Genomic DNA, 20891 nt, shown 5'->3' on the forward strand with positions numbered 1-20891 from the left:
GATTGGAGTACCAACGATGTCTACCCCTACAGCGCCCCACCCCCAGACGCTCTATCCCCCCGAGGGTTTCGGCGCCCCCAAGAACCGGCAGGGACACTCGACCGGCACCGTCGTAGGTCTACCGGCGGGGACCGAGATCTTCTCCGCGGACAACCACATCTCGGTCGCCGACGACATCTTCTACGAACGCTTTCCAGAGGAACTCAAGGGTGCGGCCCCGCGCATCTGGTATGAGGACGGCGCCTACATGGTGGGTATGAAGGGCAAGGCCTGGACCGGTGGGGACTTCGGCCGTGTGCTCATGCAGTACGACGACCTCGCCGGTGCCGCCTCCAACAACATCGAGGCACGCATTCGTGAGCTCAAAGAGGATGGCATCGACAAGGAACTGGCTTTCCCGAACGCCGTGCTGGCGCTGTTCCACTATCCCGACAAGTCGCTGCGCGAGCGGGTGTTCCGGATCTACAACGAGCACATCGCCGACCTGCAGGAACGTTCCAACGGTCACTTCTACGGTGTCGGCTTGATCAACTGGTGGGACCCAAAGGGCACCAGGAGCACGCTCGAGGAGCTGAAGGCGTTGGGCCTCAAAACGTTCCTGCTGCCACTCAACCCCGGCAAGGACGACGAGGGCAACATCTACGACTACGGCGCTGTGGCCATGGACGCTGTCTGGGATGAGATCGAGGACGCCGGGCTGCCGGTCAGCCACCACATCGGCGAGACGCCGCCGAAGACGCCGTGCGAGCACAACAGCGTCGTGGTCGGCATGATGGTCAACGTCGACTCCTTCCGTGAACAGTTCGCCAAGTACGTGTTCTCTGGGATCCTCGATCGGCATCCGACACTGAAAATCGGCTGGTTCGAAGGTGGGATCGCCTGGGTGCCAACTGCTTTGCAGGATGCTGAGCACATGCTGGCCTCCTACCGACACATGTTCAATCATCAGCTCGAGCACGACGTCCACCATTACTGGGCCAACCACATGAGCGCCTCGTTCATGGTTGACCCGCTCGGACTGCGACTGATCGACCGTATCGGCGCCGACAACGTGATGTGGTCGTCGGACTACCCCCACAACGAGAGCACGTTCGGCTATTCCGAGAAGTCACTGGCCTCGGTCGTCGAGGCGGTGGGCCCGGAGGACGCGGTGAAGATCGTCAGCACCAACATCAAGAACTTCCTGGGTATCTCGTGACCGTGCTCTCTCTGGGCTCGGCGTTGCTCGATATCCCTGACCTGCCCGATCACTCCCGGATGTACCGCGAGTGCGGTGCGCGGCTCAGAGCGTCCATGAAGGACAAGGGCGTCGATGTGCTCGTGCTGCTGGGCAACGGCAATGTGGTGTACGCGACCGGCGCCAGCTGGCCACTACTGGATGCCGGACTGTCGCACGTCGAGCGGCCGGTCGCGGTAGTGCTCGCCGACGACGAGCATCCGCACCTGTACATGCCGTTCCGTGAGGGCAGCGCGTTCGACACAGAGGTTCCGGAGGACCATGTGCACGGTCCGCTGTACCTCGAATTCGACGAGGGCGTCGAGCATTTCGCGAGAGTGCTCGCGGGCCTGGTCCCGCCGGGTGCCTCCGTCGCAGTCGACGAGCTCACGGGGGCGATGCGACGAGCCGCCGAAAGGCTGTTCCCCGCCGGGCCGCCGACGGATGCCGCGCTCGTCGTGGGCCCGGCCAAGCTGGTCAAGACCGTGGACCAGATCGCCGCTGTCCGGAGGGCCTGCCGCATCACCGAGCAGGCCCTCGTCGACGTCCAGCCGTCGGTCGCCCCCGGCGTCAGCCAGCTGGACCTCTCGGCGCGATTCGTCCGGCGGGCCTTCGAGCTCGGCGCCACGACGAACATGATCGAGGCCATCTGGCAGGTGATGCCGACGACCCGCAGTAGCGGTGCGGTCTGGACCACCACCGGTGATCTGGCGCTGCCGTTGTTGCCGACGGAGAAGCCGTTGGCAAAAGGCGACGTGCTGTGGACCGATATCAGCATCACCTTCGAGGGATACTGCTCCGATTGGGGGCGTACGTGGGTGGTGGGAGAGAATCCCACGCCCGAACAGAATGCGAACTTCGCCAAGTGGCGTGCGATTCTCGACGCCGTGCTCGCCGTGACGAAAGCCGGCGCCACCGCCGGCGACCTGGCACGCGCGGCGATTGCAGCCAACGGCGGCACCAAGCCGTGGCTGCCGCACTTCTACCTCGGCCATGGCATCGGCACCAACGCCGCCGAAATGCCGATGATCGGAACGGATCTCGGCGAGCAGTTCGACGACAACTTCGTGTTCCCGGCGGGCATGCTGCTCGTGCTCGAGCCCGTCGTCTGGGAGGACGGCACCGGCGGCTACCGCGCTGAGGAGATCGTGATCATCACCGAGGACGGTTACCAGTCCATCACCGATTACCCCTACGCGCCTTACGGACTGAGTTGACCCATGGCTGAAGAGATCATCCCCGACGACCTCTCCCTGCGCACCGGGCGGCGTGAGCGCGCCATCGCTGCGATGAACGCCCACGATCTCGACGTCCTGGTACTGGGACGCCAGGCCAACGTCCGTTATGTGACGGGAGCACCGCAACTCTGGGTCGCGGGCACCCGCCCGTTCGCGCCGATCTGCGTATTGGTGCGCGCCACCGGTGAGATTCACCTCAACAGCACATGGGATGAAGGCATCCCCGAGGAGATCGGCCACGACCACCTCTACGGTCTGGCGTGGAACCCGATGACGATCATCGAGGTCCTCAAGAACGTCAAGGGTGCAGCCGAGGCGAAGCGGGTCGGAACTGATGCGCTGTCACCGACATTCGGCCAGCTGCTGCCGATGGCGTTTCCCAACGCGGAACTCGTCGATGCCGAGGTGGCGATGAAGGCCGCCCGGCGGACCAAGACGCCCGACGAGATCCGCGTCATACGGGGCGCACTCGGCGTCGCCGAGCGCGGGCTTGCGGCAGCGGTGTCGGAGCTCGCGGTGGGCACCACCGAGCAGGCACTCAACGGTGTCCTCATGGAGGCGATGACCGCGGGCGGATACAGCACCTCGGCGACCCAGGACGGCGCGTGGATCACGTCGCCCGACCACGCCTGGCGCGTCGGTCGGCGCGACCGCAGGATCGCCGAGGGCGACCTGGTGGCCTTCGCCGCCGGTGCGCTCGCCGACGGCTACGTGGGTGAGGTCGGCAGGACGTGGCCGGTCGGTGACGTTCCCGGTGCGGATGCGCTCTTCGGTCGGTCGAATGATCTGTGGGAGAGGTTGATCGACGCGTGCCGGCCCGGCGCTTCGGCTGGTGAGCTGCTCGCGGCCTACGACGCCGCGGGTGAGGCGCTGCCGCCGATACCCGTGGCCCACGGTCTCGGTCTCGGCTTCGATCCGCCGGTGATCTCGCCCGACCTGCCGCAGACTTCTGCCGACGAGCGTCTCGACCCCGGGTCGGTACTGGCCGTCACGGCCTACGTGTGGGAAGCGGGTGTCGGTGCGGTGTTCCGCCGCGATGCGGTGCTTGTCACCGACACCGGAGCCGAAGTGCTCACGGCCAGCCCCTCGCCGGCGCAGGCCGCCGCCGGAATCAGCTGAAGGAGAACCAGTGTCTGAGAACGGCAGTCGACCGTCCCCCGAAGAGCTCATCCTCTACGAGAAGGACCCGAAGACCAAGATCGCCACGATCACCTTCAACCGTCCCGAGTATCTGAACGCGCCGACATCGATGGCGCGGCTTCGGTACGCCGACCTGCTGCGTGCGGCGACCGTGGATAACGACGTGAAGGTCGTCGTGATCCGTGGTGTCGGTGACAATCTGGGCAGCGGTGCCGACCTTCCGGAGTTCATGGAGGGCTACGACAACACCGACCTGAGGCTTGCTGAGCTTCGTCTGGAGGACGACGGTGTCGGCGAGGTCAACTACCCGCCGTCGGGAACGTTCCGCAGCGGTGCGACGATCAGCGCCTGGTATGCGAATGTGCAGGCGGGCAACCGGCCGCTGCAGGAACTGAAGAAGATCAGCATCGTCGAGGCCAAGGGCTACTGCTATGGGTGGCACTTCTATCAGTGTGCCGACGCCGATCTCGTGATCTCCTCCGACGACGCCCTGTTCGGGCACCCGTCGTTCCGCTATTACGGGTGGGGACCGCGGATGTGGACCTGGGTGCAGATGATGGGACTGCGCAAGTTCCAGGAGATGGTCTTCACCGGTCGGCCCTTCACCGCCGCAGAGATGTATGACTGCAACTTCCTCAACAAGGTGGTGTCGCGCGATCAGCTCGAGGCCGAGGTCGATAAGTACGCGCGGGCGTGCGCACGAAATCGGCCCGTGGACACCGTCTTCCAGCAGAAGATGTTCTTCGAGATCTACAAGCAGCACCAGGGCGAGTACATGGGCAGCCTGTTGTCGGCGTTCTTCGAGTCGATGGGTAGTGGTGTCGCCAATGACGATACGGACGATCTCGACATGATGGAGTCGATCGACAGCGGGTTGGCCGCCGCGGTCAACGACAACGACAGCAAGTTCCCGCCGGATTTCCGGCTGAGCAAGTCGAACCGCAAGAAGAAGGACTAGTGGCCCCTCCGCTTGACGGGTATGTCGTCGTCGACCTGTCTGTCGGCATCGCGGGCGCGTACTGCACGAAGCTGCTTGCCGACGGTGGAGCGACGGTCATCAAAGTCGAGCCACCCGAGGGTGATCCACTGCGCCGCTGGTCGGCTTCCGGCGCGGAGATCGCGCCCGGCGAGGACGGTGCGTTGTTCAGTTTTCTGGCGTGCTCGAAACACAGCGTGGTCGCGGATCCGGATGCTGATATCGACTACGTCAACGGGCTGCTGGACGCCGCCGATGCGGTCGTGTGGTCGCGCGGGTCGGCCGTCGCCGAACACGTCGTGCTCACACCTGCCGCGATCCGGTCGGCACACCCGCACCTGACCGTCACCTCGATCACACCGTTCGGGCTGGACGGTCCCTGGTCTGACCGTCCCGCAACGGAGTTCACGCTCCAGGCGTGGTCGGGGGGCATCGTCGGCCTCGGCCGTGGTTCGGCCGATCGCGCACCGGTGTACGTCGGCGGGCAAGTCGGCGAGTATCTGGCCGGCGCCTACGCCAGCGCTGCGACGTTGGCATCTCGTATGCGAGGTGGTGCGGAACTCGTCGACGTCTCGATGCTCGAGACCCAGATCCTCGGGCTCACCTACTATCCGGTTGCCTATTACGAGATGTTGGGCAGGCCGTGGCGGGATGCCAGGCGGTTGACGGTTCCCGGGATCGCCCGTGCCAAGGATGGTCTGATCGACATCGGCTGTGGCACCGCTCAGCAGTGGTTCGACCTGTGTGCGATGACCGGACACCAGGACTGGATTGACGAGGACTCGCCGCTGTCCATCACACAGCAGGCCAACGAGAAGTCCTACGAGCTATACGCTTGGGTCGAAAGCCAGACCGTCGACGAGATCAGGGATCTGGCGACCGCATTCCGGATCCCGAACGCTCCGGTCGCGAACGGCGCCAACGTCGCCGGCCTCGACCATTTCGTCGAGCGCGGATCTTTCGTGACGAATCCCCGCGACGGGTTCGACCAACCCGGCCATCCTTTTCGGACAACGCCTCCGTTGCTCCGCGCACCCGAGCCTGCGCCACGGCTGGGCGAACACACCGAGCACTACCGCTCGCGGGATAGCCTTCGGGGTCGTCGCGCGGAGCTCACGGTGGGGACACAGTTGCCGTTCAGCGGGTTGCGCGTGCTGGATATGACGACGTTCTGGGCGGGACCGTCGTGCACACACATCCTCGCCATGCTGGGTGCCGAAGTCATCCACGTGGAGTCGACGCGGCGGCCCGACGGCACCAGGCTCATCGCAGGCATACCGATCACCGAAGGCCAGTGGTGGGAGAAGTCGCCGATCTTCTCCGGACTCAACACCAACAAGAAGGGTTTGACCCTCGACCTGCAAAGCGATGCCGGACGTGATGTCCTCAATCGCCTCATCGCCACCTGCGACGTGATCGTCGAGAACTTCACCCCGCGGGTGGTTGACCAGATCGGTCTCGATTTCTCTGCAGTGCAGGCGATTAGACCCGACGCCGTCATGCTGCGGATGCCCGGATTCGGCCTGGATGGCCCGTGGCGTGACAACCCCGCGTTCGCGTACGTGATCGAGGCGGCATCCGGAATCAGTTGGCTCACCGGGTATCCCGACCGCAATCCGTACGAGCCCTATTCGGTCGGTGATCCGAACGCGGGCATCCACGCACTCAATGCGCTGCTGGTGGCCCTGGAACACCGGAGCCGCACCGGACAGGGAGTGCTCCTCGAGGCCGCCATGGTCGACGCCGCGCTCAGCGTCGCCGCCGAACAGCTCATCGAGTACTCCGCCTACGGTGCGCTACTGGAACGCGACGGTAACCGCGGACCGACCGCGGCGCCGCAGAACCTGTACCGCACCAACGAGATCGACGAGTTCGGCCGCGCCGACTGCTGGGTCGCGGTCGCAGTCACCACCGACGAGCAATGGACCGGTCTTTGCGACGCTGTCGGGCGCGCCGACTGGGCGACGGATCCCGAACTCAGTACCACCGCGGGCAGGCGCGCCCGCCACGACGACATCGACGAGCACATCGCCGTTTGGTGCGTGGACCGTACCGGCGACGACATCGTCGACGCGCTGTGGGAACGCGGTGTGCCGGTGGCCAAGGTGATGCAACCGCACCGCCAGACCGAGATTCCGCAGTTGGCGGCCCGTGGTTTCTTCGAGGACGTCGGACACCCGGTGAATGCCCGCACGCCGCACAGCACCCTGCCGTTCACGTTCTCGCGCGGCCCGGAGCGCATCCACATCGAGCCTGCTCCGCTGCTCGGTCAGCACAATCATGAATTGCTCTCCGAACTCGGGCTCACCGACGACGAGATCGCCGACCTACAGGCTCATGGCGTGATCGGCAATGCTCCGGCGATGGGGCCGAGCAAGGCCAAGACGGGCTAGCCTCGACCGGTGGCCATCGATCCGTCCAACATCCTGCTCACCGGCCGTGTAGCGGTCGTCACGGGCGGGGGAGCGGGGATAGGGCGCGGCATCGCCGCGGGGATGGCGGCGTTCGGTGCCTCGGTCGCGATCTGGGAGCGCGACGCCGAAACCTGCGCATCGTCGGCAGACAGTATCGGCGCGCTGGGCCTCGCGGTCGATGTTCGGGACAGTGAACAGGTCGATGCAGCCCTACAGCGCACCGTCGAGGAACTCGGCGAGGTATCGATACTTGTGAACAATGCCGGTGGCGTGTTCTTCTCACCTCTGCTGGACACCAGCGAGAACGGCTGGGATGCGCTGTACAAGAGCAACCTTCGCCATGTGCTGCTCTGTACTCAACGGGTGACGCGACGTCTGGTGGCGGCCGGCCTACCCGGCAGCGTCATCAACGTGACGTCGATCGAGGGTGTCCGGGCGGCGCCGGGCTACGCGGCGTACGCCGCGGCGAAAGCCGGCGTCATCAACTACACCAAGACGGCGGCCCTCGAATTGGCGCCGCACCATATCCGCGTCAACGCATTGGCGCCCGATCTGACCCTGACCGAGGGCCTGATCGCGCTGTCCGGTGGCAGCATGCGCGACGACAAGGCCCCCGGCATTCCGATGAACCGACCCGGTCATGTCGACGAGATGGCGGGCGCCGCAATCTTTCTCGCATCCGAGATGTCGAGTTACATCGCCGGGCAGACCATCCACGTCGACGGCGGAACGCAGGCCGCCAGCGGTTGGTACCACCATCCGCAGACCGGCGACTATCAGCTGGGACCGAGCTAGGGTCCCATTGGCCAGTTATACGACGCTTCCAGCCCTAATGTGTCGGATAACTGGACACTCGGCATTGAGGCGATCGACTCAGTGGGTCCAGCCCTCGGCGATCTGCTCGTCGAAGGCGCGGTCGATGCGCTCGAACCTGCGCTGGATCGACGGCCGCGACGCCTGATGCGGAATGACGTAGAGACGGTTGGCGAGGATCGCATCGGCCGTCAGCCGCGCGACGTCGTCCACGCGCACCTCCGGGTCAGTCGCCGCTGACGGCAGGTCCTGCGGGGGTTCGGCTGTCGAGGCGGGGCCGTAATCCTCGCTTCTGACCCGCTGGCTGTTGGCCATCAGGCCGGTGTCCACGATCATCGGGCAGAGCACCGAAACCCCGATTCCATTGGCCCGCACCTCACGCGACAGCGTCTCGGCGAGTGCGACGACGCCGTACTTGGCGACGCAGTACGGTCCGAGACCGACATTGGGGATGAGACCGGCGAAGGACGACGTGAAAACGATGTGGCTGTCCTCTTGCTGCGCGATCAACCGCGGCAGAAATGCCTCGACGCCATGAATGGGGCCCCACAGATCGACGTCGATCACGAAGCGCCAGTCGTCGTGGCTGGTGTCCGCGATCAAGCCCGCATACGCGATGCCCGCGTTGTTGAACACCACGTGCACACTGTCGAACACCCGAAATGCCTCGTCGGCCAGATGCACGACGTCGTCGAGCTTGCGGGTGTCACAGACCACGCCGTGTACGTCGACCCCGTCGTCGCGCAGCGTCGACACCGCCGTCTGCAGGGCGGCCTCGTTGATGTCTGAAAGCATGAGGCGAGCGCCGCGGCGCGCGAACTCCTGTGCAGTGGCGAACCCGATTCCGCTCGCCGCTCCGGTGATGACTGCCGTGCGCCCCTGGTAACTGTCCACGGCGCGACACTATGCGCTCAGCGCGTTCCGTTCGGCGGATCCCACGACGGGTCGCCCAATTCGGCGCGAATGACGCCCCACGGATCGGCGTAGATCCCGGGGGCCTTCCAGTACGCGCCTTTGCGTGTCATCACCGCGCGGACGATCGGCACGATCAGTCGCGCCGGGTGGCGCTTCCAGCCGAACGTGGCGGTGAGTTCGGCCATCATCTCCGACCACGAGTAGTGCTGGAACTGCAGCGCTTCCTGTGCGCGCGTGGTGTCCATCCAGTCGGTGACGAACCAGTCGGTCTCGCTGTCTGGGTTGCCGGGTCGCCCCGGGGGGATCGCGCCCGCCATGCCCAACGCCTCGACGAGGGCCGGTGCGAGATCGCCGTAGCACCGACGGTGTGACTCGTCGCCGGCGATCAGCAGGATTTCGCCTGCGGCGTCCGCGGTGGTTGCCGCCGCGCACGCCCATGCGACATCGCGGACGTCGACGGTCTGCACCCTGTTGTCAGTCGGCAACGCGCTCGCGAAGAGCATCGCGTCGGCACTGAGCGGCAGCGCCGACATATCGGCACTGAGCACGCCGCCGAACCGCAGCACCACCCACTCCAGACTCGACGAACGGACGATCTCCTCGGCCTCCGCCTTGGTTCCGCTGTAGATGTCGACAGGCCGCATCGGGTCGTCGGTCGTCAGCGGCAGCGGAGTGAGGTGTGGATTGCGCGGGCCGAACACCGCATTGCTGGACGCGTGGACGAACCGCGGCGGATTCGCTTGCGCCTCGGCGATGCCCACCAACGTCTTCGTGGCATCGACGTTGACCCGCCGCGCCAACTTGGGCAGCTTGTAGATCGCGGGCGCGATGATCGCGGCCAGATGGATGATCGCGGACGGAGCGGTTTCGGACACCAACCGCTGAACCTGCTCGGCGTCGGTGAGGTCGGTCCACCGGAAGCGGACGCCGTCGGGGAGCTTCTGCGCGGCCTTGACGTTGGCGGGTGTTTCCAGGTCGGCGACGACCACCGGCCGACCGAGGGCAGCCAGCCGTCGCACGGTCGCCGATCCGACCAGGCCGAAGCCTCCGGTGACGAGCACGGCATCAGACATATGCCTCCTACCTGCGGATATGGTATTCTCTTTTTTAGAGAGTACTACTACTCAGTATTACGTCGGGTAGCGGGGCACGAAGTTGGGAACAAACACATCATGAGCGACGCTGCGGACAAAAAGGTCGCCAAGTGGGATCCCGATCTCACGCGGCAGATCGTGGACCGGGTCGGCCCACTCATCAAGCGCTACTTCCGTGCGGAGGTGCGCGATCTGGAGCATGTGCCCACGGCGGGCGGGGCGCTGGTGGTGTCCAACCATTCCGGCGGCATGTTCACACCAGACGTGCTGGTTTTCGCGCCGCAGTTCTACCAGAAGTTCGGCTACGACCGTCCGGTCTACACACTCGGGCATGACATGATCTTCCTGGGTCCCATCGGGGACTTGCTGCATCGTGCGGGCGTCATCGAGGCAAACCGGGACAACGCTGCTCAGGCACTGCGGGACGGCGCCCTCGTACTGGTGTTCCCCGGTGGCGACTACGACTCGTATCGTCCGACCTTCACCGAGAACGTCGTCGACTTCAACGGCCGCAAGGGATACGTCAGGACCGCGATCGAGACCGGGGTGCCGATCGTGCCGATGGTCTCGATCGGTGCACAGGAGACCCAACTGTTCCTCGCTCGTGGGGACTCGATCGCCCGGCGGTTGGGCCTCAATCGGCTGCGGGCCGAGATTCTGCCGATCAGCATTGGCTTCCCGTTCGGACTGTCCGTGTTCTTCCCGCCGAACGTTCCGCTGCCGTCCAAGATCGTGACCCGAATTCTGCAGCCCATTGACATCGCGGCAGAGTTCGGCGAGAACCCCGACATCGACATGGTCGATCTCCACGTTCGGGCCGTGATGCAGGAGGCGCTTGACGAACTCGCCCGCGAACGGCGCTTTCCTGTGCTTGGCTGACGGATCGTGGCCGACACTTTGGGACTCCTTCAAACGCTCTGGCGCGCACGGCTGATAGCACCGATGCGCCCTGACCGCTATCTCCGGATGGGCGCCGCGGTGCGCAGGGTGGGGATGACCGCCACCTCGGGCTTCGCGACAGCTGCCCAGCGGTGTCCCGACAGCCCCGGACTGATCGACGAGCGAGGCACGCTCACCTGGAAGCAGATCGACGACCGTTGTGACGCGTTGGCCGCCGCGCTGCAGGCCCAATCCGGAGGTGTCCCGAAAACCATTGCGGTGATGTGCCGCAACCACCGCGGGTTCATCGAGGCGCTGGTGGGGTCCAACAGGATCGGCTCCGACGTGCTGCTTCTCAACACGTCCTTCGCCGGTCCTGCGCTGGCCGAGGTCGTCGAACGCGAGGGCGCCGACACCGTCATCTACGACGAGGAGTTCACCGCGATCGTCGACCGGGCGCTGGAAGGCAGACCGGACACCACGCGCATCCTGGGCTGGACCGATCGCACCGACGCCCCACTGACCGTGGACAAGCTGATCGAACGCCACGCCGGTCAGCGGCCGCAACCCAGCGAGCGCAAGAGCGACATCATTCTGCTCACGTCGGGCACCACCGGAACACCCAAGGGGGCCAAGCGATCTGCGGGCAGCGGCGGAACGGGTGACCTGAAGGCGGTGCTCGACCGCACCCCGTGGCGCGCGGAGGAACCCATTGTGATCGTCGCGCCGATGTTCCACGCGTGGGGGTTCTCGCAGTTGTTGTTCGCGGCGCTGTTGGCCTGCCCGATCGTCACTCGCCGCAGGTTCGACCCGGAAGCGACGCTGGAGCTGATCGATCGCCACAGCGCGACGGGTCTGGCGGTGGTTCCCGTCATGTTCGACCGCATCATGGATCTGCCCGAGGATGTGCGCAACCGGTACAGCGCCAGGTCTTTACGTTTCGCCACTGCGTCGGGGTCACGCATGCGTCCCGATGTGGTGATCAAGTTCATGGACCAGTTCGGCGACGTGATCTACAACAACTACAACGCCACCGAGGCGGGCATGATCGCGACCGCGACGCCGGCGGATCTGCGCGCCGCACCCGATACGGCGGGAAAACCCGCTGACGGCACCGAGATCCGGATCGTCGACGAAGACTTCAACGAGGTGCCCACCGGTGAGACCGGGCAGATCTTCGTCCGCAGCGGAACACTGTTCGACGGGTACACCTCCGGTACGACCAAGGACTTCCACGACGGCTTCATGGCATCGGGGGATATGGGTTACCTCGACGCGCAGGGCCGACTGTTCGTGGTGGGCCGCGACGACGAGATGATCGTCTCCGGTGGCGAGAACGTCTACCCGATCGAGGTCGAGAAGGCGTTGTCCGCGCACGAAGAGGTGTCCGAGGCCACGGTGCTCGGGGTCGACGACGAGCAGTACGGTCAACGGCTCGTCGCGTTCGTGGTGCTCGAGGCGGGGGCGTCGACGACACCGGACGCTCTCAAACAGCACGTACGGGACAACCTCGCGAATTACAAAGTGCCGCGCGAGATCACGGTGCTCGACGAGTTGCCCCGGGGTAGTACCGGCAAAATTCTGCGCAACGAACTTCGCAACTCGTGACCTAACCGACCGCGGGCGCAGGCGCCATCGCGGTGTCGACGGTGCTCAGCGGCGGCAGCCCGGCGGCGGCACGGATCTCGGTCAGACCGTGGACCATCGCGTCGGTCGCCTCGTGGATGTCGTCGAAGGTCTCGTCATCGGACAGTATCGAGATGTCGACCTGGTCGACGTAGCTCCAGACCGTCATGTTGAAGGCGCTGCCCGCCGAGAGCACCCCGATCGAGTAGATCTCGCTGACCGGCGCGCCGCCGATGTGGCCGCGCTCGCGTGGACCGGGAACGCTCGACACCGCGACATTCATCAGCCTGTTGTGTGCGGCTCGCTTGGACTGCCACCGAAGTAGCACCGGGGTCAGCGGAGGGGGCAGATACTCCATCATCTGCCCCTGCAGCTTCGGTCCGAGGAGTTCGTAGTCCTCTTTCGCCCGCGCGGTCGACAACGCTGTCAGCCGCACCCGCTCGAGTGCGTCGTCGATGTGGATGGGCAACGACACCGACAGCCCGCCGATCTCATTGCCGGTGACCCGATCCGGTGACAGGTCGGTACTGACCGGCACCGACGCCATCAGCGGGCGGTCCGCGCGTCCGTCATAGCGCAACAACAGTTCACGCAGTCCGCCGGCCGCCGTCGCCAGCACTATGTCGTTGAACGTCACGCCGAGCGCTTTGGCCGTCTCCTTGACTTCGGCCAACGACAGTGACGCCGTCGCGAACGTCCGTGCCGGAGAGACCACATGGTTGAGGAAAGTGGGTGGTGTCTTGAACATCTTGGCCAGGTCCGGATGATCGCTGCGCTCTTTCGTGCGCCGACGCAGCCGAGAGATTCCCCGCGCGGCATCGCGTGCCAACTGGGGCAGCGCGGCGACATGCGCGACGTGGTCGCGGCCCGCCGCTGCCAGTAGTTCGGACGTCGACGGGTCCTCACACACCGGGTACTCATCGCTTTCGTCGGCGGCCGAGCCGGACAGGTCCATCAAACGGGCGAGCAGATTGGCCGAGGCCACCCCGTCAGCCAAGGTGTGGTGCACCTTGCCGATGAGCGCGAAACGGTCGTCGGCCATGCCCTCGGCGAAATGGAACTCCCACAGCGGGCGGCTGCGGTCCAGCGGTGTGCTCGCGATCTGACCGATCACTTCGTCGAGTTCGCGACGGCCGCCAGGAGCGGGCACCTGCACGCGACGCAGGTGGTAGTCGAGGTCGACCGGACAGTCTTCCAACCACATGGGGTGGTGCAGTTTCCACGGGATGTCGATCAGCCGGTATCGCAGCGGTTCGAGTAGGTGCAGTCGGTGTGCAACGGTCTTTGTGAACACGTCGAAGGCGAACCCACCCGGATAGTCGGCGGCGTGGATGATCGCCACCTTCAGCGTGTGGGTGTGCAGATTAGGCGTCTCGCTGTACAGCAGCATCGCATCCATGCCATTGAGTCGCTTCACACCCCACCCTTTCGGACGGGTCCTATGCAACCACCCTCCAACCATGATCTCCGAGGTTTCGGCGAACGGGCGGGCGCAGCGGGGACGTGTTCTAGGTGCTGATGGCGTCCAGCGCTGTGCGCGTCTCGAGGTCGATGAATGCGGCGCCGTACCGCTGGGCCAACGCGAGACAGATGTCGGCCCCCTGCCAGGCGTCCCCGCCGGACAGCGTCGCCATCCAGATCGCCAGCCCGTGCGCGACGGATGCGCGGTAACGCAGCCACACCTCGTCGGCGCCGGGCAGCTCGTCGGCGGGCAGATCGAGGGCACCGCGGTATTCGTTGAGCAGGTCCCGTTCTCCGGCCCTGCGGTCCTCGATGGTGAGCGCGCCTTGCAGGAAGTAACCGAGATCGAGCGACCAGTTTCCGCGCCGGGCCATCTGCCAATCCAGGAACCCGACCTCGTCGTTCGGCAGGACGTACGTGTTGCCGATGTGGGGGTCGCCGTGCAGCAGCGTCTGGGTGGAACGGGTCAGGCTGCCGATGTAGCGGGCCCAGATATCGACGAAGAGATCGGTTCCACTGAGCGCGAGAATCTCGGGCGCCACGGTGTCGCCCAGCCGCTCGTTGGCGATGTGCAACGGCGCGTACTGCATGCCTTCGAATGCGACGAACGGTTCGAGCCAGCCGAGCGTCGGAAAGGTGTCGAGGCGGTCACCCCAAAACTGGCTGTGCATGCGCGCGAGCCCGCGCACCCCACTCGCTACCTGATCGATCGACATCGGACGAGTCGAGTCTCGCGGGTCCGCACCCCTGGCGACGACGTCCTCCATGACCATCAAGAAGTTCGAGCGATCCTCGTCGATCAGCGCCGTGTAGACGGTCGGGTGGTCGAGCGGTAGCTCGACGCCCGAGGTGAACAGTCGCGGTTCGTGATACAGCCCGCTCGTCAGCGCGACGAGCTCGGCGTGGTCGGGGTCGACGGCCTTGGCGAACACCGTCGCCGGGCCTGACCCAGCCGAATACGTCAGCGCCAACCGCGCCCTCTTGTTGGTGCCGTCGTCGCGGAGCACCACGCTCACCCCGTCGACCACGGCCTCGGGATGGTGCCGCGCTAACGCGGCCGTCATCCAATCCGGCGTGATGTCATCCCATCCCCGTGGGAGCGAGAGCTCTGCGACAGTCACTGTGGGTCAGCCTATTTCAGACAACTGCCGCCGTCGACGGGCAGGGTCACACCCGTGACATAGCGCGCCTCGTCGGAGGCCAGGAACAGCACGGCGTTCGCGACGTCCTCGGGCTCGACCCAGCCGATGGGCAGCGTATGCATCATCTGTCCGACGACCTTCATGTCCTCGGGGCCCGGGTTCTCCAGATCGGGACGGAACAGCCGCATAGTGCCGTCGTTCATGAACAAGGGTGTGTTCACGTTGGTCGGGTGCACCGAGTTGACGCGGATGTTCTGGGCGCCGAGTTCGACGGCGAAGGTGCGCATCAGGCCCACCACACCGTGTTTGGCGGCGACGTAATGGCCGGTGTGCGGATAGGCCTTCAGGCCGCCAACGGAGCTGGTCAGGATGATCGAGCCGCCGCGGCCGCCCTCGAGGACGTGCGGCACGCCGGCCTTGACGGTCTTCCATACCCCGCCGAGGTTGATGTCGATCATGGCGGTCCAGTCGACTTCACTTGTCTTGTCCAGTGTTTGGCCACCGTTGCCGATGCCGGCGTTGGCAACGATGATGTCCAACCGACCCAGCTGCTCGACGCCAGCATCGACCGCAGCCTTCAGTGCGTCGTAATCGCGGACGTCGACCTCAGCGGTGTAGATGCGACGGTTGTGGCCCTTCACCAGATCGGCGGTCTCGGCCAGGTCTTCGGGGGAGGACGCCTCGATCAGGTCGACGGTGTCGATCTTCTTGCAGATATCGACTGCGATGATGTCGGCGCCTTCGGAGGCCAGTCGCACCGCGTGCGCGCGACCCTGTCCGCGTGCCGCGCCGGTGATGAACGCGACCTTGCCTTCTACACGTCCTGCCATGTCTTTGGTGTCCTTCGGTGGTGGTGGGTGTTATCGATATTCAGAAAAAATTCAGGAAACGAAGGTGGGCATGGATTTCCAGCCACGAACCGCCGTGGTCTGGGAAGGATGCGCGTTCGGCCAGTCGACCTCCCACGTCGGGAATCTCTTGAGGATCTCCTCGAGCGCGATGCGACCCTCGAGGCGCGCCAACGCATTACCCATGCAGAAATGGGTGCCAGCGCCGAATGTCATGTGCGAGTGCTGCTCTCGGTGGATGTCGAACACATCGCCATTCGGAGGGAAGCGCCGCTGGTCACGGTTGGCGGCGCCGATCAGCAGCAGAATCGCGCTGCCCTCCGGGACCGTCTGACCGTAGTGCTCAGTGTCACGCGCGACGTAGCGGGCCATCTGCAGGGCCGGTGGCTCCCAGCGCAAGATCTCCTCGATCGCCTGTGGAATCAGGGCGGGGTTCTCCACCAGTTCCCGACGCTGGTCGGGGTTTTCGGCCAACGTCTTACCCGCCCAGCCGATCAGTCGGGTCGTGGTCTCTGCCCCCGCCGTCGCGACGACGGTCAGGTACATGAGCAGCTCTTCTCGCCGCAGCCGCCGCACGGTACCGGTCTCGTCGGTGAATTCGACGTTCAGCAGGTCCGTCATGATGTCATCGGAAGGATGTTCGGTGCGGTAGTCGATGAACTCGGCGAACACCTCGCCGGTGGCCATCAGGTCGAGTTCCTTGCTCTCCAGGGTGGCTTCTCCGTGGTCGGCGACCCGGCGCTGATGCTCTTCAGGAATGCCCAGCAGCATCCCGATCACTTTCATGGGCATCTGCTCGCCGAGGTCGTTGACGAAATCGAATCGGCCGGTGCCCACCAGAGGGTCGAGGCAGCGGGCGGTGAACTCGCGGATCTGCGGTTCCAGGGCCAACACCTTGCGTGGCGTGAACATCCGCGATAGCAAGTTGCGCTGGATGTTGTGGAGCGGTGGATCCTCGAAAATCAGTGTGCCGGGCGGGATCTCCATACCGGACTTGATGATCTCGAGCAGGGCACCGCGACCGGAGATGAACGTCTCGTGGTCGATCAGCGCCTTGTTGACATCGTCGTAGCGGCTCAACGCGTAGAAGTCATGCTTGTCGTTGTAGTACAGCGGTGCTTCTTCGCGGATTCGGGCGAACACCGGGTACGGGTTCATGTTCAGCTCGACGCTGTACGGGTCGTAGTACAGCTCGTCCGCTGTCGCGGCATCCTGCACGTCGGAGTTTTCAGCACTGATCGTCACGGGTCGCCTCTCGCTGGACCAGGGAGTTGTAAGACAAATGGCTGCAATCTGTCTCACAACTCTGGCATCGGCGCCGCAATGGTGTCAACAGCAGACTCGTTTCGGGCAATTTATACTCTCCGCTTAACAGAATCGGCTTCTCATTGTGCGTCCGCGAAGCGTAAAAGGGCCTCCTGGCCGTACGACGCGACCAGTACGCCGTCCTCGGTGAGCACGTCGCCGCGACCGAAGCTCCGGCCATGCGCCAGCGCCGGGCTGTGCTGGCGCAACAGCAACCAGCCGTCGGTACGGAAGGGGCGATGGAACCACACGGTGTGCGAGGTGACGGCCGAGGTGAACGTCGTGCCATTGCCGCGCTGGTCTGCGCCGTCGATCGGACGCAGCGCCGTGCCGATCAGCGTCAGATCCGTGGCGTAGGCCGCCAGGGCCTGCGCCAATTCGGGGTCGACCGCCGGCGTGCGCATCCAGAACTCGAATTGCGGCGGGCCGGTTGTGGCGACGTTGAGGTCGACCGCCGCCCGCGTCTCCCAGGGGATCAAGTCGAGCGGGATCTCATACTCGGGGCCGAGCACCGGTCCGGCGTCTTCGATGTCTTGGCGCTCGGGGCCGCCTTCAACGGCATGCATGCTGATCGTCGCAGTCGCGATGACGCCACGGCTCTGCGTCGCGGTGATGGTGACCGCGGCGAACGACCGTCCTTCGTGGGCACGAAGGGCCTGATAGCGGACCGGCTCGTCGGCCCGGCCCTCCCGAGTGAACACCGCGTGCTGGGATTTGACGACCTTGTCCGGGCAGGTCAGCGAGGCGATCCGGAGAAACTGGCCAAGGAGTTGGCCACCGAACACCCGGTGGTAATCCAGCTGCTGGTTTCGGCCCTCGAACTCTGCCGTTCCGCCGTTGTCCGTGGACGTTTCGACGATGTCCAGGCATCCGAGCAGATCGGTCCAGAGATCGGGCACCCGCCCAGTGTAAGTCAGATTCTCTCGGACGAGAACGTAATTCTCGGGTCCGGTTCAGGCTACCTGGCCGCGAAGCCGTGCGCGCAGAAGTCCCAGAGTTCGTCCGCGCTGATGGGGTGCGCTGCCGGGTCTTCGGACTCCTGGCCGCTGGACTGGGCCGCGTTGAACATCACGGTCTGCATCGTCATCGCAGCCATTCGCTTGGGGTTGATATCGGCACGCAGCTGACCTGCGGCGCTGGCCTCTTCCATGAGTTCGGTCAGCAGGGCGAGCAGCGGCGCGTGGGCGATCTTCACCTCGGACGGATGAGACACCAGAAGGCGCGGCGCGAAGTCGGTGAAAAGTGGTCGCTTGGCCGTTGGGTCCGGCCGTGACGACTCGAACAGCAGCTGGATCGCGACCTTCAGCCGCTCGATCGGCTCGTCCGGGCCACTGGTGGCCGCGCGGATCTGGTCGGCAGACCGGGAGAGGGCGTCTTCGAACAAGGCCAGAAGCAACTCGTGTTTACCGTCGAACTGCAGGTAGAAGCTTCGCAAGGACTGACGTGAGCGGTCGACTACCTCTTGCACGGTGAAGTCGGTGCTGCCCTTTTCGATGATGATCGCCTGGGCGGCGTCGAGGAAACGCTGAACGCGCTGCGCGGCCCGGAGCTTCGCGGTTTTGATCGATCGCTCGACCGCGCGTTGCTTCCAGGCGGGTTCTTCGCTGGGAATTGTCACCGGCTGCTCGGATGCTGCCCGAGTGGGGAGAACATGGACTGACTGTACCGGAGAACGCCTTGCCATTGCGGTCCTCGACCCCCTCGCGGCCAACGTGTCAGAGATTGTAACTTTCTCACTCGGAGAATAGTATTCTCCTTTTACTGGTAACAGAAGTCTTACCAAAAATCTGATCTGCTGGGAGCGCTGTGCAGCTGACCTTCGATGCTGACGTCGAGGCGTTCCGTGCGGAGTTTGTCGCGTTCCTCGACAAGCATCTGCCCGACGATGCCGAGGCGCTCGAACGTTCGGGGTCCAGCAGCCACGTTCCTGATTGGGCCCGGCGCTGGCAGCGGCTGATGTTCGACAACGGCTGGCTGCTGCCCGGCTACCCGCCCGAGTTCGGTGGACGCAACGCCACGATCCTGCAGCAGTACGTCCACCAGGAGGAACTGGCGCGTCGCAGGACCTACCTCACCTTCAATCCGCAGGGCGTTGGCATCATCTCCGCGTCGCTGATCTCGTTCGGAACTCCCGAGCAGCAGCAGCGCTGGGCTGTCCCAATTCTGCGGGCCGAAATGACCGCGTCGCTGGGAATGAGTGAGCCGGGCGCGGGTTCCGACCTCGCGTCGCTGCGCACCCGCGCCGACACCGATGGCGACGAGTTCGTGGTGAACGGGCAGAAGGTGTGGACGTCGGGCGCCCACGACGCCGATGTGCTCTTGACTTTCGTTCGCACCGACCCCAATGCCGCCAAGCACAAGGGCATCAGCGTGCTGATGATCCCGACCGATCTGCCCGGCGTGGTGCGGCGTCCGTTCGCCTCGATGTGCGACGAGGGCGACGTGGACTTCAACGAGGTCTTCTTCAACGACGTCCGAGTGCCTGCCGAGAACCTCGTCGGTCCGCTGAACGGAGGCTGGCAGGTGGCCAGCGGATCACTGGGCCACGAGCGGAACATGCTGTGGCTCAGCTACGCCGACCGCCTGGAAGAACTCGTCGAGGACCTTCGTCCCGCCAGCGGGCTGGACCTGGATCGGTACGCCACGCTGGTCATGGACAACCACGCCCTTCGTCTACTCGGCTCGGTGGCGCTGGCGCAAGCCGCCCGTGGCGACGAGGACGCGGCGGCGCTGTCGGTGCTCAAGCTCTTCGGCTCCGAGGCCTCGCAGGCGGCATCCGAGCACGCGCTGGCCGCGGCTGGCGTCGACGCCTTCGCCTCTCCAGCCTTCTCGGGGTCGTACAGCGCGCGTCACCTCGACCTGTACAGAAGCGGTTGGTTCGAGCGCTACGTTCGCACGTTCGGCGGCACCATCGCAGGCGGCACATCCGAGATTCAACGCAACATCATCGCCCAGCGCCTGCTGGGTCTACCCCGCAATTAGGAACTGACGTGTACATCGACTACGAGGTCGGCGACAAGATCGCCACCATCACGCTGAATCGGCCCGAGGCCGCCAACGCCCAGAACATCGAGTTCCTCGACGAGTTGGACGCCGCGTGGACCCGCGCCGCCGAGGACCACGACGTCGCGGTGATCATCCTGCGCGCCAACGGAAAACACTTCTCCGCCGGCCATGATCTGCGCGGGGGCGGACCGGTCCCGGACAAGATCACGCTGGAGTTCATCATCGAGCATGAACACCGGCGCTACCTCGAGTACACGTTGCGGTGGCGCAACGTGCCCAAGCCCTCGATTGCCGCGGTTCAGGGCCGGTGCATCTCAGGCGGCCTGCTGCTGTGCTGGCCCTGCGACCTCATCCTGGCCGCGGACGACGCGCTGTTCTCCGACCCAGTGGTGCTGATGGGGATCGGTGGCGTCGAATACCACGGCCACACATGGGAACTGGGTCCCCGCAAAGCCAAGGAGATCCTCTTCACGGGTCGTGCGATGACGGCCGATGAAGTGGCCAGCACCGGAATGGTGAACAAGGTGGTGCCGCGCGACCAGCTCGATTCCGAGACCAGGGCGCTGGCCGAGCAGATCGCCAAGATGCCGACTTTCGCTCTGCGCCAAGCCAAACGGGCCGTCAACCAGACCCTGGACGTCCAGGGCTTCTACGCCGCCATCCAGTCGGTGTTCGACATCCACCAGACCGGCCACGGCAACGCACTGAGTGTGGGCGGTTGGCCGGTGCTGGTGAACCTCGACGAGATGAAGGCCAACATCCAGTAGGCGAGGCCGGACAAAGCGTGGTTGCGACTGTGCGGTTCCATACGGTCGCCC

The 20891-nt window shown here is 65.0% G+C and carries 18 protein-coding genes; 10 read left to right on the forward strand and 8 right to left on the reverse strand.

Going from position 1 to position 20891, the window contains the following annotated elements; translation table 11 throughout:
* Nucleotides 1-16: 16 nt before the first annotated feature.
* The 6 genes from CSQ99_RS08710 to CSQ99_RS08735 are packed head-to-tail and all read left to right on the forward strand — an operon-like array spanning nucleotide 17 to nucleotide 7779.
* A complete protein-coding gene (locus CSQ99_RS08710; RefSeq protein WP_099038671.1) occupies nucleotides 17-1198 on the forward strand; it encodes an amidohydrolase family protein in 1182 nt (393 codons plus the stop codon).
* A gap of 59 nt (nucleotides 1199-1257) precedes the next feature.
* Nucleotides 1258-2433 carry a M24 family metallopeptidase gene (locus CSQ99_RS08715; protein ID WP_245908827.1) on the forward strand — a complete coding sequence of 392 codons (1176 nt, stop codon included), beginning with the start codon at nucleotides 1258-1260 and terminating at the stop codon, nucleotides 2431-2433.
* A gap of 3 nt (nucleotides 2434-2436) precedes the next feature.
* Nucleotides 2437-3573 carry a M24 family metallopeptidase gene (locus CSQ99_RS08720; protein ID WP_099038673.1) on the forward strand — a complete coding sequence of 379 codons (1137 nt, stop codon included), beginning with the start codon at nucleotides 2437-2439 and terminating at the stop codon, nucleotides 3571-3573.
* Nucleotides 3491-4552: an enoyl-CoA hydratase/isomerase family protein gene (locus tag CSQ99_RS08725; RefSeq protein WP_425437799.1), complete on the forward strand. Its 1062-nt coding sequence runs from the start codon at nucleotides 3491-3493 to the stop codon at nucleotides 4550-4552. Before CSQ99_RS08720 ends, CSQ99_RS08725 begins: the two co-directional genes overlap by 83 nt.
* Nucleotides 4552-6963, forward strand: a complete 2412-nt coding sequence (locus tag CSQ99_RS08730; protein WP_099038675.1) for a CaiB/BaiF CoA-transferase family protein — start codon at nucleotides 4552-4554, stop codon at nucleotides 6961-6963. The genes CSQ99_RS08725 and CSQ99_RS08730 overlap by 1 nt, the downstream gene beginning before the upstream one ends.
* A gap of 9 nt (nucleotides 6964-6972) precedes the next feature.
* Nucleotides 6973-7779, forward strand: coding sequence for an SDR family NAD(P)-dependent oxidoreductase (locus tag CSQ99_RS08735; protein WP_099038676.1), 807 nt, complete (start codon nucleotides 6973-6975; stop codon nucleotides 7777-7779).
* A 78-nt stretch (nucleotides 7780-7857) separates the two neighbouring features.
* On the opposite strand, the gene CSQ99_RS08740 is transcribed toward CSQ99_RS08735, so the two are convergent.
* Both CSQ99_RS08740 and CSQ99_RS08745 read right to left on the reverse strand, forming a co-directional pair.
* Complete coding sequence (locus CSQ99_RS08740) at nucleotides 7858-8691, reverse strand: SDR family NAD(P)-dependent oxidoreductase (RefSeq protein WP_099038677.1); 834 nt, start codon at nucleotides 8689-8691, stop codon at nucleotides 7858-7860.
* A 17-nt stretch (nucleotides 8692-8708) separates the two neighbouring features.
* Complete coding sequence (locus CSQ99_RS08745) at nucleotides 8709-9785, reverse strand: NAD-dependent epimerase/dehydratase family protein (protein ID WP_099038678.1); 1077 nt, start codon at nucleotides 9783-9785, stop codon at nucleotides 8709-8711.
* Between the two features lie 99 nt (nucleotides 9786-9884).
* Here CSQ99_RS08745 and CSQ99_RS08750 point away from each other — a divergent pair, with 99 nt between their 5' ends.
* Nucleotides 9885-10685, forward strand: a complete 801-nt coding sequence (locus CSQ99_RS08750) for a lysophospholipid acyltransferase family protein (protein ID WP_099038679.1) — start codon at nucleotides 9885-9887, stop codon at nucleotides 10683-10685.
* A 63-nt stretch (nucleotides 10686-10748) separates the two neighbouring features.
* Entirely contained in the window at nucleotides 10749-12293 is a 1545-nt protein-coding gene (gene fadD12, locus CSQ99_RS08755) for an acyl-CoA ligase FadD12 (protein WP_245908828.1), read from the forward strand.
* Nucleotide 12294: 1 nt separating this feature from the next.
* Here fadD12 and CSQ99_RS08760 read toward each other — a convergent pair whose 3' ends face one another.
* The 6 genes from CSQ99_RS08760 to CSQ99_RS08785 form a co-directional block, all read right to left on the reverse strand.
* Nucleotides 12295-13728: a WS/DGAT/MGAT family O-acyltransferase gene (locus CSQ99_RS08760; RefSeq protein ID WP_099038680.1), complete on the reverse strand. Its 1434-nt coding sequence runs from the start codon at nucleotides 13726-13728 to the stop codon at nucleotides 12295-12297.
* Between the two features lie 91 nt (nucleotides 13729-13819).
* Nucleotides 13820-14893, reverse strand: coding sequence for a phosphotransferase (locus CSQ99_RS08765; RefSeq protein ID WP_099038681.1), 1074 nt, complete (start codon nucleotides 14891-14893; stop codon nucleotides 13820-13822).
* Between the two features lie 11 nt (nucleotides 14894-14904).
* Nucleotides 14905-15744 (reverse strand): mycofactocin-coupled SDR family oxidoreductase, encoded by an 840-nt coding sequence (locus tag CSQ99_RS08770; protein ID WP_099038682.1) that lies wholly within the window; start codon nucleotides 15742-15744, stop codon nucleotides 14905-14907.
* Nucleotides 15745-15795: 51 nt separating this feature from the next.
* Complete coding sequence (locus CSQ99_RS08775) at nucleotides 15796-17007, reverse strand: cytochrome P450 (protein ID WP_099038683.1); 1212 nt, start codon at nucleotides 17005-17007, stop codon at nucleotides 15796-15798.
* Nucleotides 17008-17147: 140 nt separating this feature from the next.
* Nucleotides 17148-17966 (reverse strand): acyl-CoA thioesterase, encoded by an 819-nt coding sequence (locus CSQ99_RS08780; RefSeq protein WP_099038684.1) that lies wholly within the window; start codon nucleotides 17964-17966, stop codon nucleotides 17148-17150.
* A gap of 59 nt (nucleotides 17967-18025) precedes the next feature.
* The gene (locus tag CSQ99_RS08785; RefSeq protein WP_099038685.1) at nucleotides 18026-18751 is read right to left on the reverse strand and encodes a TetR/AcrR family transcriptional regulator; all 726 of its coding nucleotides are present in this window, start codon (nucleotides 18749-18751) and stop codon (nucleotides 18026-18028) included.
* Between the two features lie 122 nt (nucleotides 18752-18873).
* Between CSQ99_RS08785 and CSQ99_RS08790 the strand changes: the two genes are divergently transcribed.
* On the forward strand, nucleotides 18874-20049 hold the full coding sequence (locus tag CSQ99_RS08790) for an acyl-CoA dehydrogenase family protein (protein WP_099038686.1): 1176 nt from the start codon (nucleotides 18874-18876) through the stop codon (nucleotides 20047-20049).
* An 8-nt stretch (nucleotides 20050-20057) separates the two neighbouring features.
* Nucleotides 20058-20840 carry an enoyl-CoA hydratase gene (locus tag CSQ99_RS08795; RefSeq protein WP_099038687.1) on the forward strand — a complete coding sequence of 261 codons (783 nt, stop codon included), beginning with the start codon at nucleotides 20058-20060 and terminating at the stop codon, nucleotides 20838-20840.
* Nucleotides 20841-20891 lie beyond the last annotated feature (51 nt).

It is taken from the genome of Mycobacterium neglectum, assembly GCF_002591975.1.
In the GTDB taxonomy this organism is placed as follows: domain Bacteria; phylum Actinomycetota; class Actinomycetes; order Mycobacteriales; family Mycobacteriaceae; genus Mycobacterium; species Mycobacterium neglectum.

Bases quoted from the DNA above. Each gene is read 5' to 3' on its own strand.
- CSQ99_RS08710 (WP_099038671.1), top strand. From the start codon at position 17: ATGTCTACCCCTACAGCGCCCCACCCCCAGACGCTCTATCCCCCCGAG.
- CSQ99_RS08715 (WP_245908827.1), top strand. From the start codon at position 1,258: ATGTACCGCGAGTGCGGTGCGCGGCTCAGAGCGTCCATGAAGGACAAG.
- CSQ99_RS08720 (WP_099038673.1), top strand. From the start codon at position 2,437: ATGGCTGAAGAGATCATCCCCGACGACCTCTCCCTGCGCACCGGGCGG.
- CSQ99_RS08725 (WP_425437799.1), top strand. From the start codon at position 3,491: ATGCGGTGCTTGTCACCGACACCGGAGCCGAAGTGCTCACGGCCAGCC.
- CSQ99_RS08745 (WP_099038678.1), bottom strand. From the start codon at position 9,785: ATGTCTGATGCCGTGCTCGTCACCGGAGGCTTCGGCCTGGTCGGATCG.
- CSQ99_RS08750 (WP_099038679.1), top strand. From the start codon at position 9,885: ATGAGCGACGCTGCGGACAAAAAGGTCGCCAAGTGGGATCCCGATCTC.
- fadD12 (WP_245908828.1), top strand. From the start codon at position 10,749: ATGCGCCCTGACCGCTATCTCCGGATGGGCGCCGCGGTGCGCAGGGTG.
- CSQ99_RS08770 (WP_099038682.1), bottom strand. From the start codon at position 15,744: ATGGCAGGACGTGTAGAAGGCAAGGTCGCGTTCATCACCGGCGCGGCA.
- CSQ99_RS08785 (WP_099038685.1), bottom strand. From the start codon at position 18,751: ATGGCAAGGCGTTCTCCGGTACAGTCAGTCCATGTTCTCCCCACTCGG.